The 17,386-nt window shown below is 38.1% G+C and carries 16 protein-coding genes; 3 read left to right on the top strand and 13 right to left on the bottom strand.

All coding sequences use genetic code 11. The features are described from left to right. Nucleotides 1-3 precede the first annotated feature (3 nt). The 5 genes from H4O18_RS11820 to H4O18_RS11800 all read right to left on the bottom strand — a co-directional run bounded on the left by H4O18_RS11820 (nt 4) and on the right by H4O18_RS11800 (nt 6,799). Entirely contained in the window at nt 4-1,104 is a 1,101-nt protein-coding gene (locus H4O18_RS11820) for a Re/Si-specific NAD(P)(+) transhydrogenase subunit alpha (protein WP_187584804.1), read from the bottom strand. Nucleotides 1,105-1,801: 697 nt separating this feature from the next. Further along, a complete protein-coding gene (locus H4O18_RS11815) occupies nt 1,802-3,691 on the bottom strand; it encodes a monovalent cation:proton antiporter-2 (CPA2) family protein (RefSeq protein ID WP_187584802.1) in 1,890 nt (629 codons plus the stop codon). Further along, the gene (gene kefF / locus H4O18_RS11810; RefSeq protein WP_187584799.1) at nt 3,688-4,293 is read right to left on the bottom strand and encodes a glutathione-regulated potassium-efflux system oxidoreductase KefF; all 606 of its coding nucleotides are present in this window, start codon (nt 4,291-4,293) and stop codon (nt 3,688-3,690) included. Before kefF ends, H4O18_RS11815 begins: the two co-directional genes overlap by 4 nt. Before the next feature lie 68 nt (nt 4,294-4,361). Then, on the bottom strand, nt 4,362-5,636 hold the full coding sequence (locus tag H4O18_RS11805) for a mechanosensitive ion channel family protein (protein WP_187584839.1): 1,275 nt from the start codon (nt 5,634-5,636) through the stop codon (nt 4,362-4,364). A gap of 269 nt (nt 5,637-5,905) precedes the next feature. Further along, nucleotides 5,906-6,799 carry a sugar phosphate isomerase/epimerase family protein gene (locus H4O18_RS11800; RefSeq protein WP_343065457.1) on the bottom strand — a complete coding sequence of 298 codons (894 nt, stop codon included), beginning with the start codon at nt 6,797-6,799 and terminating at the stop codon, nt 5,906-5,908. Between the two features lie 341 nt (nt 6,800-7,140). Between H4O18_RS11800 and H4O18_RS11795 the strand changes: the two genes are divergently transcribed. From H4O18_RS11795 to cls, 3 genes are all read left to right on the top strand, one after another. After that, the gene (locus tag H4O18_RS11795; protein WP_187584797.1) at nt 7,141-7,686 is read left to right on the top strand and encodes a hypothetical protein; all 546 of its coding nucleotides are present in this window, start codon (nt 7,141-7,143) and stop codon (nt 7,684-7,686) included. Between the two features lie 328 nt (nt 7,687-8,014). Further along, nucleotides 8,015-8,575 (top strand): hypothetical protein, encoded by a 561-nt coding sequence (locus tag H4O18_RS11790; RefSeq protein ID WP_187584796.1) that lies wholly within the window; start codon nt 8,015-8,017, stop codon nt 8,573-8,575. 406 nt (nt 8,576-8,981) lie between these two features. Beyond that, complete coding sequence (gene cls / locus H4O18_RS11785) at nt 8,982-10,394, top strand: cardiolipin synthase (RefSeq protein WP_187584794.1); 1,413 nt, start codon at nt 8,982-8,984, stop codon at nt 10,392-10,394. Here cls and H4O18_RS11780 read toward each other — a convergent pair. The 8 genes from H4O18_RS11780 to H4O18_RS11745 all read right to left on the bottom strand — a co-directional run bounded on the left by H4O18_RS11780 (nt 10,389) and on the right by H4O18_RS11745 (nt 17,375). Next, complete coding sequence (locus H4O18_RS11780) at nt 10,389-11,396, bottom strand: 2-hydroxyacid dehydrogenase (protein ID WP_187584792.1); 1,008 nt, start codon at nt 11,394-11,396, stop codon at nt 10,389-10,391. The two genes, cls and H4O18_RS11780, sit on opposite strands and share 6 nt — an antisense overlap. After that, a complete protein-coding gene (locus H4O18_RS11775; RefSeq protein ID WP_187584790.1) occupies nt 11,377-12,033 on the bottom strand; it encodes a hypothetical protein in 657 nt (218 codons plus the stop codon). Before H4O18_RS11775 ends, H4O18_RS11780 begins: the two co-directional genes overlap by 20 nt. Before the next feature lie 240 nt (nt 12,034-12,273). Further along, nucleotides 12,274-12,681, bottom strand: a complete 408-nt coding sequence (locus H4O18_RS11770; RefSeq protein WP_187584788.1) for a hypothetical protein — start codon at nt 12,679-12,681, stop codon at nt 12,274-12,276. A gap of 90 nt (nt 12,682-12,771) precedes the next feature. Further along, nucleotides 12,772-14,142 carry an MBL fold metallo-hydrolase RNA specificity domain-containing protein gene (locus tag H4O18_RS11765; RefSeq protein ID WP_187584786.1) on the bottom strand — a complete coding sequence of 457 codons (1,371 nt, stop codon included), beginning with the start codon at nt 14,140-14,142 and terminating at the stop codon, nt 12,772-12,774. 3 nt (nt 14,143-14,145) lie between these two features. Then, nucleotides 14,146-14,991 carry a restriction endonuclease gene (locus tag H4O18_RS11760; protein ID WP_187584784.1) on the bottom strand — a complete coding sequence of 282 codons (846 nt, stop codon included), beginning with the start codon at nt 14,989-14,991 and terminating at the stop codon, nt 14,146-14,148. Between the two features lies 1 nt (nt 14,992). Then, nucleotides 14,993-15,892, bottom strand: a complete 900-nt coding sequence (locus H4O18_RS11755) for a mechanosensitive ion channel family protein (RefSeq protein WP_187584782.1) — start codon at nt 15,890-15,892, stop codon at nt 14,993-14,995. Nucleotides 15,893-15,963: 71 nt separating this feature from the next. Next, nucleotides 15,964-16,377 (bottom strand): hypothetical protein, encoded by a 414-nt coding sequence (locus tag H4O18_RS11750; RefSeq protein WP_187584780.1) that lies wholly within the window; start codon nt 16,375-16,377, stop codon nt 15,964-15,966. 152 nt (nt 16,378-16,529) lie between these two features. After that, nucleotides 16,530-17,375 carry a universal stress protein gene (locus H4O18_RS11745; RefSeq protein WP_187584777.1) on the bottom strand — a complete coding sequence of 282 codons (846 nt, stop codon included), beginning with the start codon at nt 17,373-17,375 and terminating at the stop codon, nt 16,530-16,532. Nucleotides 17,376-17,386: the final 11 nt, after the last annotated feature.

The following is a 17,386-nucleotide window of genomic DNA, read 5'->3' as shown; positions in this document are numbered from 1 at the left end:
TTTTTAATTTTTTCTAATAGTTCCATTTTGCACAATCAGGGTCTCATCCGTAATTTCTTCATCCAGATCCCATTTAAAATTGGTCCCTTCGGTCAAATGCATAATATAGTTGTAGATATTTTTAGCATATAGATCACTGGCATTTGTAGAAACGCTTCTTGGATCAATACTGGTACCAATGACCTTTACTCCATTTTTGACAATGGTCTTATTTATTTGGCTTACTTCACAGTTTCCGCCTTGGGCAGCTGCTAAATCTATGATTACTGCACCATTTTTCATTTGCATAACCTGTTCTTCAGTAATTAAAATTGGAGCTTTTCTACCCGGAATATTGGCTGTAGTGATAACTAGGTCTGCTTGGAACAATGATTTGTTTACCGCCTCTTTCTGTCTTTTTACATAATCTGCCGATGCTTCCTTAGCGTACCCGCCTTCCGATTCCTCGCCCTCATTGTCTACCAAAATAAATTTGGCCCCAAGAGATTCCGCTTGCTCCTTGGTTTCGGATCTTATATCCGTGGCTTCTACTACAGCTCCTAGGCGTTTGGCTGTCGCTATGGCTTGTAAGCCGGCAACACCAATACCATATATCAATACCCTTGCTGGAGCTATGGTCCCAGCTGATGTCATCATCAAAGGAAAGATTTTTGTCATTTCAAAGGCTCCCAAAATAACAGCTTTATAGCCTGCCAAATTGTTTTGCGAACTCAACACATCCATATCCTGTGCCCTCGATATCCTTGGGATAGCATCCATGGAAAACGCCGTAGCGCCCTTATTGGCAATGGCTTGGATAAGTTCGGGGTTCGATTTATGATATAATTTACTGATCAAAATCTGCCCTTCGTCCACCAATTTTAAATCTTCTTCATCAAAGGGATTTATTTTTAGGAGTATCTCGGCTTCATGGAAAATGACCGCTCTTTTTTCAACAGCTACTTCAACATTCGTATAATCCGAATCCTTAAAAGAGGAGTACTCACCCGCACCTTCCTCTGCTAGAATTTCGAATCCTGAGGCAATTAATTGCTTTGCAATGATCGGCGTAATGGCAACACGTCTTTCACCATCCAAGGTTTCTTTTAAAATGCCTATTTTCATATTGGTTAATGGTTGGGTTAAAAATGATGTGTGTTAAATTATTGGTTAAAAATTATTAAAAAGCCTCAAAACTAGTGAATCAATAAAATTATTGGGATCTTTTAAAAGAAAGATTACAATTTTCGCATTAATTGTTGAATTATTTGCAATAAAACCTTTCTTTTTTTTCAGGATAATCTTAAATTTTATTTTTTTTCTAAAGTTTATTATGGCCGTTTAACACATCAATATTAAGCATGATTTGGATATATGGCATCCTGTACTGTCTGCCTTTCAGGTATAAAGGTATAAGGGAATAAATATGCTAATCGTTTATATGGACTGGCCTTCCAGTAAATAAACTATTAATCTATTGTATTTAATGTTTTTTGGGCTGTCGCTGTCCGTTACATTCTTTGGAGTTGTAATACTGACAATTGTCCTAAGTACATTGAATTTTAGGATGTCTAGAATAATTTGGATATATATTTTTGCCAATACCAAAAACACCAAAATTCCAGTTTCGAGAAGAATCTAGACTCAATATGCAGTTAGGTTTTAAATCATACACAATCACTTGGTGAGCTCTTCATATTCAAAAAAGATGGTTAAGTTTTAATTAAATGGTATTTCATTGTAGGTCTGCCAAGAAGCTAATGTGTTTGTATGAAAGAATATATGGGGATTATTATTGACCCTCTTATGATTCCAAAAAGATTTATTGATTCTTGGGCATTTTATGGGCCTCTCTCATTTGTTCGCTATCCCAGTGGTTATCATATTCGATAATACCTCTTTTTAGATCTTCCTCCAACTGTTTTTCCTGTTGTCTGATTTCCTGTTTTGCCTTAAAAATATACTCGTCTCTGGTTTTGGGTTTATCGGCCAATCTTCTCAGACCTTCCTCATCATATTGGATAAATTTTTGGGCTTGTCTATGAACGGTATACCTTCTAAAACCTAAATGTTGAAGTACGTCACCGGCCATCTTGACAGAAGTTTCCAAAGATTCCCTGTACACATCTTCTATGCCCATGTTTAATAGTTCATAGGCGTCATATCTATTTTTGGCACGTACCATCAATTTTACTGTTGGATATTTTGCTTTAACCATTTTTGACAAGTGGATTGCGGCATCCGAATCATCTATTGCAGATATCAGAATCTTGGCTTCGGCTATTCCGGCCGATTCCAATAATTCCATTCTACTGGCGTCGCCATAATATACTTCAAACCCCATTTTCCTTAAAAGATCAACCCTGTTTGAATCACTATCCAATATAGTGGCTTCTATACCATTAGATCTGAGAAACCGCCCAATGGTACTTCCGAAATGGCCAAAACCTACTAATATAACCTTATGGGTTTTTGCTATATGGTCTAATGACCTGGTTTCAGCTTTTTTCGTCCCAAATCTGGGTAAAATAAGTCGCTCATTAAGTATTCCAAGTATTGGGGTTAGCGTCATTGTGAGAGCGGTTACCACCAACATTATATCCAGTTCAAACCGATTTAAAATATTTAGTTGAAAGGCAAATGATAGAAGCACAAAAGCAAACTCCCCAATTTGTGCCAGACCTATGGTAAGGAGAAGTCTTTGGTCTACCTTGAGCTTAAAAGTAACAGCCACTAAAAATAAGATTAGAGCCTTTAATAAGATTATGGCAACTACCAAACCACTTATCATTAAGGGGTTTTCTCCAAGTACAATAAAATTAATTGAGGCACCGACCGCCATAAAGAACAGGCCTAGTAGTAGGCCTTTGAAAGGTTCCAAATTACTTTCCAATTCATGTTTAAATTCACTGGTAGCCAATACCACGCCTCCCAGAAAAGCTCCCAAAGCCGGACTTAGTCCAACCAATTCCATTAGATAGGCCAGGGCAAAAACAATAAGTAAAGCGGAGGCAGACAATAACTCCCTTAGCCTAGTTTTAGCTACTAGACGCAACATGGGTACAAAAATATAACGTCCAGCAAGAATTACTAAAACAACTGATAGGAAGATGGCCAATGCCTGAAGTCCAAGGGGTAGATTCTCAAGCAAATAAATATGATCTGCGTGGTCGGCGGCTACTAAGGTTTTTTCGGTATCGGTGAGTAATGGGATTACCGCCAACATAAGAATGACTATAATATCCTGAAAAAGAAGAATGGAAAACGAAGAAGCACCGTAGGTGGTGTTCATTAAGCCATTTTCCTTAATGGTCTGTAGCGTGATGGCCGTGGAGGAGAGGGACACTGCCATGGATATGATCAAGGAGACTTTCCAGTCAAATCCAATAAAGATAAATAGCAGGAAGGAAACCATCATGGTACCTAGTACCTGGGCTCCGCCCATCCCCACTATGGTTTTTCTCATTTGCCAAAAGTTCTTGGGTTCTATTTCAAGACCTATTAAGAAAAGCATCATTACAACACCAAATTCGGCAAAATGAAGAATGTCCTGGCCTTCATCCCCAACAAAACCTAAGATATAGGGGCCAATAAGTATACCGGCCAGCAAATAACCAAGAACTGAACTCAATCCTAACTTCTTGGCAATAGGTACGCAAATAATGGCACCGGCAAGAAATACTATCGCTGCGAAAAGAAAGCTACCACTCATTTGGAATCGACTTTATTTAGTTGGGGGGTATCATTTAAGAATTCACAATCACCTACCGTTCCCATGGGCAGGTTTTTCTGAAAGCAACCTATCAATTGCCGGTACTGCAGGGTATGTTTCTCCAACTCTTGATCGCTAATGTTATGGGTTCCCATGACGGTGAATGGAGGCATATATTCCATCCCACAGAGTCTGGCGGTTTGTTCAAAGGGTCTTAAAAATTCATTTACCGAGTAGTTGTTAGAGCCCGTTGGGCAATAGACTTCCCTTGTGCCACCTGTGGTGATTACATTTAAACACTTTTTTGTATGCAGAGCACTTGCGTTTGGACCATATGCCCAGCCAAATTCAAGAACAACATCCATCCATTGTTTCATTAAGGGAGGACAACTGTACCAATAAAAGGGGTGGTGCCAAACTATGACATCATGTTGTTCCAACAATTTTTTCTCACCAATGACATCTATATTAAAATCCGGATAGCGCTCATAAAGGTCATGAAAGGTAACGCCCTCTATATTTTCAATAGTTGCGACAAGAGCTTTATTCGCCCTGGATTGTTCAAATTTTGGATGGGCAAATAAAATCAATACACGTTTCATATTTTTAATTTAATGGAAAAACTATTTACTAGTTGATCCTGGGTTGTGACGGGCTAAACAAAAAAGACCTATTCTCCCTTTTCATCTCTAACCTTGTCCAAATAAACATCCATCGAGGTTGGCAGTTCAAAGACTTCCAACTCAAAATATGGAAGTGCCGCCAATAAATGGTCAAAAATATCGGCCATAATATATTCGTAGTTCTCCCAGCGCTTATCACTGCTAAAGGCATAAATTTCCATTGGTATACCCTCACTGGTAGGGGGTAACTGCCTAGTCATTAGGGTCATTGTCTGGTTAATGGCAGAATGGTTCTTTAGGTATGTTTCTACATATTTTCTAAAAACGCCCAAATTTGTAAGGTTTCTTCCGTTAATGGCTATTTTTTTGTCAATGCCATGTTCCTTGTTGTAGGTGTCGATATTGGTATTTCTTGTCTCCATATATTTGGAAATTAGCTGTATACCTTTAAGGGTTTCAATATTTTCTGCTGTCAGGAATTTTATACTTTTTTGTTTTAGAAGCAGGGCACGTTTGATCCGCCGACCACCGGATGCCTCCATACCTCTCCAATTCTTGAACGAATCCGATATCAGCGAATAAGTAGGAATAGTAGTGATTGTCTTGTCAAAATTCTGGACCTTAACAGTGGCAAGGGAAATCTCGGTAACATTACCATCTGCCCCAAATTTTTCAAACGTTATCCAATCACCAATACGGACCATGTCGTTGATGCTTACCTGTATGCTGGCCACAAGACCTAATATGGTATCTTTAAAAATCAAAAGGATTACCGCCGAGGCAGCGCCCAAGGCAGTAAAGAATTTCCAAATGGTGGTATCGGTAATGACTGCAAAAAGGGTTAAGAGTCCCCCGATCCAAGCAAATATCATAAATACCTGAATGTAGCTATCCAGGGGTTTGTCCTTCATATGGGGTAAGGTCTTCAGATAATCCTTTATGCTCCGCAGTAGGCTTCTTATCAATAGTAGCACCAATATTACGGCTAGGATTTCAATGGTCTTTAATACAATGCCTTCTGCATATTCAAAATCCAAAAAGGCAAGTGGAAGTAACTCGTATAGTAATAATAAGGGAACTATATGAGCCACATATCGTGGTACTTTATTAACAACCAAGAAATTATCAAAATTGGTCGAGGAACGTCTAGCGAAGTTGACCGAAGCAAACCTCAATACTTTCCAAATAATATAATCCAACAGACCAACTACTAAAACTATCCCAACGAAAAGTATTAGCGCATTTAAATAGGAGGCGGTAATGGCATCCATCCTGGTTTGTATTAGGTAATCGTACACTATTCGTCTTAAACCATTGTTCATGACCAGAATTCTATTTTTAGTATTTGACAAAAATAAGAATTGAGGTTCAGTTGTGGCAGCAGATAGTTAAAAAGTGTCGCAGGTCTGGATTAAAATAATATTTTATGGATGGCTTTTGTCACTTTCTAAGCTAGGTCCCAATTGCTCATAAATAAAAAGTATGGATGTAACACCAGCTTTTTAATTTCATCTGTGGCGCCTGATGTGTTCGTTTTAAAGGGCAGAGGTTTTAATTGGGCAATTTTGCCTCACAGGTATTTTCGCTATTGTTACAAATATTTTTGAAGGTTGGTTTTAAAATATTTGGCACTGTCAGCGGCGCTTTTCATAGGATTGGTTTTAAAATTACCTCCTTGTTCCAGATAATAGAATTCCAATCCTGATTCTTCTGGGTCGGGAAGTATTTCCTTGTAATCAATAGATCCATTGCCCAATTCGGAATAATCCCGGCTTACTTTATCCATGTCCTTTATATGCCACATGACATAGCGGCCAGGTTGTTTCTTTATTAATTCCTTTGGGGTAAATTTAGAGGAGTGCATAACCCAATACATGTCCATCTGAAGTTTTACCAGTGAAGCATCGGTTTCGTTAATGATGATATCAAAACCATTCTGACCACCGTAATCCTCAAACTCGTATCCGTGATTGTGATAGGCAAAGCCCAATCCGGCCGAATTTACTTGTTCCCCTATAAGGTTAAGTTTTCGGGACATTAGTTTAAAATTATCCAAGTTTCGCTGTTCCGGAGCTATATAGGGCCATGTGATATATTTACTATCCAAGGTCTTTGCCGCGCTAATGCATTTATCTACATAACGTTTTAATTCATCATCGGATTTTTCCAAATAAGAAGAAAAACCGTAATGACCACTGGTGATTGACAGTTGCAGGTCGTCCAAAATATTTTTTAATTCCAATGGCGAAAATCCGTAAATAAGGTCCTTGTCGGCATCAAATCCGTAGAATTCAAAGTCTTCGTAACCCATTTTCTTTAAGGCCTTAATAGTGGCAACGGGATCTTTTGCCATATTGGTGCGTACCGAGAAAAGCTGATAGCCCATCTTATATTTCGGTCGCTCCCATAAACTGAAAGAGCTTAGGGGCATTAAAGCCAATGCTCCTAGTGTACTCGTTTTTCCAATAAAATTTCTTCGATGCACCTGTTTATGGTTTAAAGGGTTGTAGTCCAATAGGACGGGATAAGGCTTGAAGTTAATGAAATATTATCTTCTTATGGTTTCCTTATTCACAATATTCCCACTAACGTCATAATGTGTAAAATCTACATCCTAGATAGTTCCTTCCCAGATCAGTTTAATTTCATTGCCGGTAATGGCATCCTTACAAAGGTAGTCTGGCACCATAGCCAATCCATTTTCATTGCTCGAACATCTGATAATTGATGTTGCACCAGGCAAAATAAATATTGAAAATTGTTAAAAAAGGCATATATTGAATAAAGAAAAGCGAGTTTTACAAACCAACCATTAAAAGGACCATTATGAAATTTAACAAATTATTCCTGTCAATCGCCATAACTATTGGCGTGTGCGTATCCAGTCAAAATGCATTTTCACAAACTACGGAAATTGCGGTAGTGGATAGCACTTCCAAGAAGGAAAATAGATTGAAATTTGGCTTTGGATTTGGACTAAGTTTTGTTGGGGGCACCAATATTAGCTTAGCTCCCAATTTAATATATGCGGTAAGCAATAAAGTGAGTATAGGTGGGGGAATCCAGGGCAGTTATACCTCTATCAAGGATTTGCAGAATACCACCACTTTTGGAGCCAACGTAATAACCCAGTATAGGCCGATCAGACAATTGACCACCTTGTTGGAATTCGCCGAGCTCAAAGTGAATACCAAAACTGAGACCCCCACGGGAAAAGTTACCGATGATTATTGGGACTCAGCTTTATTTGTAGGAGTAGGGTGGAATATTAATGAGAAAATATCTATTGGGGCAAAATACAATCTACTTTATAAGGAAGATGAAAGTGTATACACTAGCCCTATACTTCCTTTTGTAAATATTACTTTTTAGAGATTTGTTAAAATCAGAGGGCGATACAATTGCCAGCTATTGTTAATTTTTAGTCCTGCAGTTGGGTTGGCGTAATATCTAGCCTATAATTATCCAAAATCACAAGATAACCTTTGTTAATTTGGATTAGGGTTTTGAATGTTTTGGAGACGGATACATAACTTTGGCCCATTAGGTCGTAATTAAACATGGGTACTCAATATTAACATTTGATTAAGATTCATTTTCATTCTACGGATAAAATAACACATAAATCGGAAAATCCTCTTGTTTTATTAGTTGATGCTTCCCTATAATTTTGTACGTGTATTCTTTAAAATACATCGTTATGAAAAATATGAATTTTTATCCCAAGACATGGCAAGTGGTTCCTCTTTTATCGGATAGGTGTCAGTTGGATTCCGATGGAAAATGTATTAAGGATTTGGTATTGCGCAATTCCTATTCCACGGATATGAATGTGACGGAAATGAATTTGAACATCAATAAGTTTTCGGCTATAGATAATAAGGGGCAAGAGCATTTTATCAGTGATTTCCCTGGTCAGGCTTCAATACCCATTAAAGGAATGCATACCGGACTTTTTTTAAAATCTAAAAGTGTGCTTACTTTGACCCCAGGTACTTATACTGCATTCCGATTTTATCTTGGTAAATCCGGCAACAGTATTATATATAGTGACCACTTGGAAGAACGTGCGGACGGAATTAAATTCTTGGATTTTGAGATTGCGGACGGACTTACCATAAAAGGTGAGGAGTCACCGGAGGCAATTCTCCGATTTGATTTTGTACCCTATAATACAAGTGGACTTTTCAAATGGTTCGGACAATTATTTAAAGGGCCCACCGGTTTTAGAGGAAAGCTAGTCAACTCCTTTAGTCATTAAAAAAATAGGTTCAACTTTGTGCTCCTTTGTCGTAGCTGTTTATTTATCTCCAATATCTGGTTGAAGAATGCGGTTTGACAATTATAAGTGCGAAGGCAAACAATGGCAAAATTGTATCAAAAAAAGTACATTATAAAATTCCCCCTGTAATCCATACTCAGCCTTATATTTCTTGGGCAAAACTAAGTTCAATATATTACAGGACAGAGAAAATACGGACTACATATAATAACCCTCAAAACAAAGTTTTACAGTTTTGAGGGTTTTGCTTTGTCAACTTCTTAATTTGGAAAGGAATAAATACCCCTGTGCATTTCAATAAACTGATAAATATCATAGTTAAACCATCACGATTGCCGAACTTTGATAATTGGACTTATCCTAAATTGTTAACTAAAACGCAAGCATGTGGACTGCAATTTTTTTTAGTCTTTACTTTCTTATTGCTTTATTCATCATTATAAGTATCCTTTTACATGGTGCCAAACCTTCTAAAAGTTTAGCTTGGCTTTTGGCCATTTTTACCATTCCTGTAGGCGGAATGTTCTTATATCTTCTACTTGGAAGAAACCGTAGAAAGAATAAATTGTTAAAATTAAAAAGGAAGGCATTTCTAAACTTGCCGGAACCCTTAATGCAACATATGGCAACCATGAGCGGAAAGTACCGAAAGCTTATGACCTTGGTTTACCGTAATTCCCATTTTCCTCCCACAGAATACAATGAACTCCGATTGTTAAAGGACGGAAAGACAACCTTCGAATCTATTTTCGATGCTTTGGAAAATGCGCAACACCGAATAAACCTTCAATATTATATTTTTGAAGAAGGGGAACTCACCAATAGGTTAATACTACTTTTTGAACGTAAAATTGCGCATGGAGTTGAAGTAAGAATGATTTACGATGGTATTGGCAGCTTTTCCTTAAGCAAGGCTTATTTAAAGAAATTGATGGCCATTGGGGTAGAGGTATATCCTTTTCTCCCTTTCAAATTTGGTCGTTTTTTTTCATCCTTAAATTATCGTAACCATAGAAAGATTATCGTGGTAGATGGCAAAGTGGCGTTTACTGGAGGAATAAACGTATCTGACAAATACCTGAAGGGAGATATTGAATTGGGCAATTGGCACGATATGCATTTAAGGCTCGAAGGTACCGCTGCAAGTCATTTGGATTTCGTATTTGCAATGGACTGGTACCTGGTTTGTCAAAAGACCATATCTCTGCTGCCTTTGGAACTGGACATGGATAGGGTTGAAAAAAATGTAGGTAAGCTTGTACAGATTGTCGCTGGTGGACCGGACGATGATTTCCCATCCCTGGAACAGACGTATTTCACCATTATCAATAAGGCGAAAGATTATCTTTACATTACCAACCCTTATATTATTCCTGGGCAGGCCATTATGCAAGCCTTACAGACCGCTGCACTTGGTGGTGTGGACATACGATTAATGGTGTCCGAAAATGCGGACAACAAAATAGTAAGCTGGAGTGTGAGATCCTATTTTGAGTCCATGCTTAAATCGGGTATAAAAATCTATCTATTTCCTGATGGATTTTTGCACAGTAAAATTATTGTTAGTGATGATGCCATTGCTACAATAGGTACGGCCAATTTGGACGATAGAAGTTTTGAACAGAATTATGAAGTGAATGCCATTGTTTACGATGAGCCATTTGCAAAATTGTTGAAGGAAGATTTTCTAAAGGATGCCAATCTTAGTAGGATGCTCTCCTATGAAGAATATCTTAAAAGACCATGGGCCGAAAAACTGAAGGAAGGTTTTGGTAAAGTTTTTAGTCCGTTGTTATGACCTGATTGTTTCAAGACCTAATTCGTTTTTACATGGTTTACCTTCTTCCCAGCTATTTAGATTCCCAAAAGTAACTTCGGCTATATTGGTCAATGCTTCTTTGGTTATAAACCCCTGATGGGGTGTAAGCAATACATTTGGAAATGATAATAATTTTTTTAGTTGTCCGTCTTTAATCCCAGTGGCGGAATTATCCTTAAAGAATGTTCCTTTTTCCTTTTCATATACATCTGTACAATAGCCCGCGATCTTCTTGTTCTCCAAAGCAACTATCAAATCTTTGGTTTCTACCAAGGCTCCCCTTGCCGTGTTGATTAAAATGGCTTCTGGTTTCATTAAGTTCAGTTTCTGCCTATTGATCATATAGTGGTTTTCCTGGGTAAGTGGAATATGAAGGCTTATAACATCCGATTTTTGACATAAGTTGTCCAATGAAGTATAGGTAAGATCATACATTTGGACCAATTTGTAATCCGGTTTTAAATCGTTGGCCAATATTTTACAACCAAATCCGGCCATAATTTTGGCCATAACACTGCCGATCCTGCCTGTTCCAATGATGCCTACGGTCTTGCCATTTAAATTGAAGCCCATAAGATTATTTTGCAAAAAATTATAGGCGCGTACCTGCTTATCTGCCAGTATAATTTTTCTGTTAAGCGCCTGTAATAGGGCAACGGCATGCTCAGCAATGGAGTGGGGGGAATAATCGGGAACATTTGCCACCTTAAAACCGAATTTATTTGCCATTTTTAGATGCACGTTGTTATGTCCGGCCGAACGCAGTGTAATGAAGCGTACCCCCAAATCCCATAATTTTTCCAGAACAACGGAAGAAGCATCATCCCCTGAAAATATGGAAATCGCCTTATATCCTACCGCTTGGATTGCAGTTTCTGTATCCAGGGCATCTTTGGTATAGGTTACCTTGTGTGCGTTTTTGTTGGCGTTGCTTAAAAAAGGGACTTCGAACTCTTTTGCACTATAGACCAGTAATTTCATTTTTTCCTTCTTTGATAAAGATTAGATCTTGATCTTCCATGGCCAATACAACCAATTTTATATAATCTTTTATGGTTTTTTGAATGTTTTTGGGATCGGCGATGTCTATACTTCCCCTCCAGATCATGGCCCTTTCCTTGCCCTCGCAAATACAGTAAAGAGTGGTCTCCGCGTGGTAGACGGTAAACTTATCATAATATCCTTGGTCATAATAAATGTCCTGGTTGTTTAGATAATCATCATTGAATCTTCCCTGGTAATTGTTCCACTTGGAAATGGATTTTAAAAAGCTCTCCCTATCCTCCGAACCGGTAACTTTGGTGAACAGAATGGCATCAAAATCTTTATCCAATAGACTTTGTTCCACATCGTCCAGTTCTTTTTCCGTTTTTCTGGTATCGGTAAAGGAGACGTCAAAAACATCTAGGCTTCGCATAGCTTCCACATTTCTTTTGCTGAACTCCTTCTGTAGGCTTGTTTCGAATTCGGTTCTGGCTTCCTCGTTTTGTGCCATGCCTACTATTAATACTTTATTGGCATGGAACAATACAATATCAGGATTTTTCCAGTTTTCTACCAAACTTATAGAAGAGCATCCCGTTAGTAGTACTGCGAATAAAATAAATACTTTTTTCATGTTATAATTTTTATTGAAATAATTGACTAATGACTGTACATCATAAAACATCATTAAGATTTTGTTGTGGCAGGCGCTCTGCTATGGGGAACAAGTTCAAAAGCCTTTGGCCATTCTCCCCAATTAAATCATGAAATTAATTTATGTCAACAGTTTTTTCAATTAATCATTATTGTTTGGAACGGTGGTCAAGTTACCCCATGCTCTGAAGAAATAATATGACGATGGTCAGTTAAACAATTATTTCCTTTCTGAGTTATTATTTAAAAGAATGCCACCAGTATAATTAAAAATTTCGGATTTCAAGTTTTGAAAATCACCCAAGCATGCATCAACCTCCACCTGAATTTGATCATTTTTTTTATTAATGTTTAAACCACTTGAACTCTCCGACTTATCCGATATGCCGCCCAAATTGTTTTCATGTGTTGAAATTTGAGTTCTTATGGTTTCACTTCTGCTATTTATTTTTTCCAAACGGGTTTTGTAATCCATTAGGTGTTCAAAGAGATTGGGGACATTGGGCTTAAATGCATTTGAATTTAACAACTGATTTATAAAAACAATTTCATCATCCATTAATTGAAAATGTAATTTCCACTGTTGAACTTTCCAATGTAATTGGGCTACTTGATTCTCTTTGTCCATAATTCTGGTTACTTAATTTACATATAACTGGATGTTGAATAAAGTTAGTAACTTCTTAATTCCCTCACAATGAGATTTGTCATCTCTGTTTTAGATTAAAATTCCCCGTACTTCGTTCAGTTTGGGGATGTGTACCTTCCAACCATAAACATCCTTTATTTTAACACTAAACGCATCCAGGGAAGTAGGTTCGCCATGGATAAGGAATACAGTTTCCGGAATGTTATCCACATCCTTCATCCAATCCAGTAACTCGCTCTGGTCGGCATGGGCCGAAAGGCTTTCCAAATGATGTATTTTAGCCTTAACCGGATGGTATTTTCCGAATAATTTAAGCTCATGGGCACCTTCCAATAGTTGTCGCCCACGGGTTCCTTCAGCCTGGAAGCCAACCAATAAAACAGATGTTGATGCCACATCGATCAGCTGCTTTAGATAGGTGAGTACCCTGCCACCGGTAACCATGCCGCTACCGGCAATTACAATTTTAGGTCTGGGGTCGTCAATGGTCTTCCAGGTGTCGGCATAGGATGTTATAATATTAAAATGATTGCACATGGCATGGTACTCATTCATGGGTAGCTTATGCCAATGTGGAAATTGTTCAAAAATAGATAGCACATTATTGCCCATAGGACTATCTATAAAAACGGGAATATTGGGTATTTTGTTTTTTTTGTACATCTGCCAAAGGAGATACATTAAAGATTGCAAACGCTCCACAGCGAAGGATGGGATTATTAGATTACCCCTTTCATGAATGGTTGTTTTAATAAGACCACTTAGTATGCTTTCCACATCTTCCTTGGGATGTAATTTATTGCCATAGGTGCTTTCTACAAATAGATAATCGGCGTACTTTGGACGCATTGGAGCGTCTAGTAGATCATCATGCAGTCTGCCAATATCGCCTGAAAAAACAAATAACTTCCCATAAATTTCCAATTCAATAAAGGTAGCGCCAATGATGTGGCCATTATATCTGTATTTGAAGCGAATGTGTTCCGATAGGGTTATCCATTCATCCTTCTCCTTGGATTGAAACAAATCCAAGGTGCGCTCGGCTTCTTTTATCGTATAAAAGGGCAATGCTGGGTTATGCTTGCTATATCCTTCCTTATTGGCTTGCTCGGCTTCTTCTTCATGTATCTTGGCACTGTCCAAAAGTATAATCCTGGTTACGGCCAATGTAGGTGCAGTTCCTATAATTTTTCCTTTAAACCCTTCCTTTAATAATCTTGGTAAGTATCCTGTATGGTCCAGATGTCCGTGGGTCAATAGGACCATATCTATTTTAGAGGCATCTATGGGCAGGGTAGACCAATTAAGTTGTCTAAGTTCTTTTAGACCCTGGAACATTCCGCAGTCGATCATAAGATTCAATTCAGGGGTTTCCAGATAAAATTTGGAGCCAGTTACGGTTCCGGAAGCACCGAGGAAATGTATTTTGATACTGTTCAAGTTCTAATTATTACAGAGTTGTTTTATTTCTTCCAAGATTTTCACTTTTCTAGTGTTGGAAATTCCCAAGTGATCCAAAAAGAATTTATCCGTCAAAAGTTGCCTGCAAAGCACAATATCCCTACTCAGTAAAAACTGTTTTTCTCTATTGCTAAGGAGGGTGGATACTGTTATCGGGTAAAGCCCCAAACGATCTATGCGGTCCTTTAATCCATCATTAAAAGGAAAGTCCCAACTTAAAAGATACAACCCCGCGCATTTGCCATAGGCAATTGCATCTTTCGTAAAACGTGTATTGGTTACTACCCAACCTTTATCCAGTTGCCTATTGTCTTTTTTCTTGGTGGCCCAATACGCTTTTACATCGTTATATCTTGAGTGTATATATAAGGGGATTTTAACGTTGCAGTTACGCCCCTCTTCGGAATGGAATTTACATTCAATAACGGTGACGGTTCCATTTTTTTCGGCTACTACATCAATTTCATGCGTAACACAGATGCCGTTCATAATTTCATCCACTCGGGTAAGGTAACCTGAATATTCCAGGATGGCAGCCACAAAACGTTCGAATGGAAATCCAGTGGGACCCAATTCGTAAAGGGCTTTTTTTAATTTGTATTTTGAGGCAAATACCGATTTATTTTTTTTCAAAAGGGCAAAGGCTCTATTATAAATTTCGTTGGTAGAGATACCCTCATAAAGTTCATTCTTGACTTGGCCAACAATGTGTTCTACCAAATTGTGGTCGGCACCACTTTTTTTAAGGGAATTGCGAAGTTTATCCAAAGAAAATTTTGCTCGTTCTCCAGAGGTCTTGAGGATTTCAATGTCCAATTCTTTTTCCATATCATTGCTTTAGATGTATATCCAATTCCGGTATTTTAAGAAGTTGCAAGGTGGTGGAGGCTAGATTCACCTTCCCATCTGTGGCCATAAGGGCTAGCACTATTTGCTCGAACAACTCATGTTTTGTAATCCGCCGTAATTTGTAATCGGTTATATATCTTAAATTTATAGCTATCCAGTTGTCTGTAGGACTAATGGCCAAGGTAGGGGCTATTTTGGCATTTTCTATATAATAGTGTTCCACCATTTCCTCCCATTTTGCCAAGGATTTCTCGGTATAGTCAGAAAGGAATTCCGTGGCCTTTTCCAGTACTATTTTTTTTGCCAGAGCAACATCTGAATCATAGGTTACGAGTATATTGAGTTCATCCCAAACAAAGGGGAAGTCCATGGAGTAGTTCTTAATAGGACCTTTGAATACAAAGGCATTACTGATCTTGACGATCCTACCCGAGTAATTGTCACTGCTGACCCATTCACCAATTTCCATTAAGGTAGTATATATACTATCAATGTCAATTACATCTCCTTTTATACCATTGATCTCTATGCGGTCTCCGGGTTTATAGACCCTTACAAAAAAGATATAAAAAGATCCGGCTATACTCAATATCAACTCCTGCAAGGTAAATGTTATTCCTGCTGTGAATAGGCCAATGATAATGGTGTAATCCTTTATGTTTTCTACAGTAAAGGCCATTAAGATCAATAGCGCTATTAGTATATAACCAATGACTTCTACTCCTTTTTGCGCCTTATATCTAACGGAGACGTTCTCTATTCTTTTTTTTAGGATCTTCCGTAAAAAACCAATTGACAGCACAATGGCCAGTATCCACAATAAAAGTTTTGCAATCCGTAGTACTACGGGGTCGTTAATAAAGTCCAAGGGACTGTTCATGGGCAATTGATTTTAATAGGACCGGTAAACCAAATATTGTTTTACCGGTCTTCCAATTAAAAATTATCGAACTATTTTTTTTGTCCGAAAAAGTCCCTAACCAAGGCTTTGGTCTGGTTCTCGGTCATGCTGTCGGCTTTGGTGACCGCTTTTAATTTATTTGCTAAGCCTTTATGGTTTTCCAACAGTTCTTTTCTAAACTTTTCATTGGTATCCGCCGGTCCAAATAGTGCAATGGCATCTGCATCACCTACAGCATCTACGAGTTTTTTGAAATACGTTTTTAGTTGAGCTTTTTCCCTTTCCAAATAGGTGCGTTCATGCTTAACATCCTGGGTTGCACCAGTTTTGACCCTAGGTCCCGATGTTCCTTTACGATTAAAAAATTCTACTTCCGAAAAAATGGTTTCCATGTTTTCGTCTTTGTTATCCAAACGGATGATATGGGCTTTTTCCTTATCCATCCATATTCCAATATTTTTCATCTGTTTATATTTATTTGTTATTAAGAGGTCAGATGCAATTATTCACAACCTTCTCTTTTGGTTTTATACTGTGTTCATGAATCTTGGAATTCGCCATTATACTTCTGGGTTAATATTGAGAACTAATGTGGCTCATTTCATAATTCAATGCTCTAGGATTCGTTTAAAGCCAAAATAGGAACTTTGGCATCATAGCCAATCTCCTTGACCAATGGCCTTGAAAATATGCTATTAAAGAGGAAATGCTTTTTGTTGATAAACGCAATCATGTCACTCTTTCTACTTTCTACAAAAGAAGTTATTCCTCGGGCTACGTTTTTATCAGTAAGGATGTGGAAGCTATGGTCTACATTTTCCAGAATGTCGTCTAAGAGCTGTTTGTTGGCCTCTTGGCTCTCGTCCAAGGAAGTTTCCTTTTTAAAATGCAAAACGCTTATAGATGTTTGGTGCATCAAAGCAATCTCTATCAAATAATTTAATTCCTTACGCCTAAAGGTGGATTTATAATTGGTGGGGAAGACAATTTCCTTGGGAATCGAGAACCGTAAATCCTCAGGAATGGCCATTACTGGGCATTCCCTTATTTTCTCCATGGCATTCACAGTATTACTTCCAAAAATAATCCCTTTGGCACCAGTAGCTCCTTGGGTGCCCATGACCACAAGTTCTATATCTTTACTTGCTATGGTCTGTTTTATGGCCTCCGAAAGAAAATTGAAAGAAGAAATGGTGTGATAGCTATGTTTGGGATTATCGTGGTGAAGCTCCAGCATGTCCAATAGTTTGGCAAAACCTTCTTCCGATTTAGCTTTTGCTGCTTCAAATTCCGGGCTGCCAGGCTCTGGCATTATCAAGGTATTGGTAGTGTAATGATCCAACCGGAAAACGTTTAAAAAGTAGAATTCGCAGTTGAGCTTTGCATATAGATCCAAGGCATAGCGCGCGGCATTCAGTGCGTTCTTGGAGAAATCGGTAGGAATTAATATTCTTTTGTCCATAACAATTCTTC

The sequence above is a fragment of the Arenibacter arenosicollis genome (assembly GCF_014397245.1).
GTDB classification, from domain to species: domain Bacteria; phylum Bacteroidota; class Bacteroidia; order Flavobacteriales; family Flavobacteriaceae; genus Arenibacter; species Arenibacter arenosicollis.
Note: the sequence above shows the minus strand (reverse complement) of the source record. Positions and strands in the feature narration are given on the sequence as shown.

Excerpts from the sequence above, each read along its gene's own strand:
- H4O18_RS11820 (WP_187584804.1), bottom strand. The coding sequence starts at position 1,104 with ATGAAAATAGGCATTTTAAAAGAAACCTTGGATGGTGAAAGACGTGTT.
- cls (WP_187584794.1), top strand. The coding sequence starts at position 8,982 with ATGTGGACTGCAATTTTTTTTAGTCTTTACTTTCTTATTGCTTTATTC.
- H4O18_RS11780 (WP_187584792.1), bottom strand. The coding sequence starts at position 11,396 with ATGAAATTACTGGTCTATAGTGCAAAAGAGTTCGAAGTCCCTTTTTTA.
- H4O18_RS11815 (WP_187584802.1), bottom strand. The coding sequence starts at position 3,691 with ATGAGTGGTAGCTTTCTTTTCGCAGCGATAGTATTTCTTGCCGGTGCC.
- H4O18_RS11805 (WP_187584839.1), bottom strand. The coding sequence starts at position 5,636 with ATGAACAATGGTTTAAGACGAATAGTGTACGATTACCTAATACAAACC.
- H4O18_RS11790 (WP_187584796.1), top strand. The coding sequence starts at position 8,015 with ATGAAAAATATGAATTTTTATCCCAAGACATGGCAAGTGGTTCCTCTT.
- H4O18_RS11770 (WP_187584788.1), bottom strand. The coding sequence starts at position 12,681 with ATGGACAAAGAGAATCAAGTAGCCCAATTACATTGGAAAGTTCAACAG.
- H4O18_RS11745 (WP_187584777.1), bottom strand. The coding sequence starts at position 17,375 with ATGGACAAAAGAATATTAATTCCTACCGATTTCTCCAAGAACGCACTG.
- H4O18_RS11760 (WP_187584784.1), bottom strand. The coding sequence starts at position 14,991 with ATGGAAAAAGAATTGGACATTGAAATCCTCAAGACCTCTGGAGAACGA.
- H4O18_RS11775 (WP_187584790.1), bottom strand. The coding sequence starts at position 12,033 with ATGAAAAAAGTATTTATTTTATTCGCAGTACTACTAACGGGATGCTCT.
- H4O18_RS11755 (WP_187584782.1), bottom strand. The coding sequence starts at position 15,892 with ATGAACAGTCCCTTGGACTTTATTAACGACCCCGTAGTACTACGGATT.
- kefF (WP_187584799.1), bottom strand. The coding sequence starts at position 4,293 with ATGAAACGTGTATTGATTTTATTTGCCCATCCAAAATTTGAACAATCC.
- H4O18_RS11795 (WP_187584797.1), top strand. The coding sequence starts at position 7,141 with ATGAAATTTAACAAATTATTCCTGTCAATCGCCATAACTATTGGCGTG.
- H4O18_RS11750 (WP_187584780.1), bottom strand. The coding sequence starts at position 16,377 with ATGAAAAATATTGGAATATGGATGGATAAGGAAAAAGCCCATATCATC.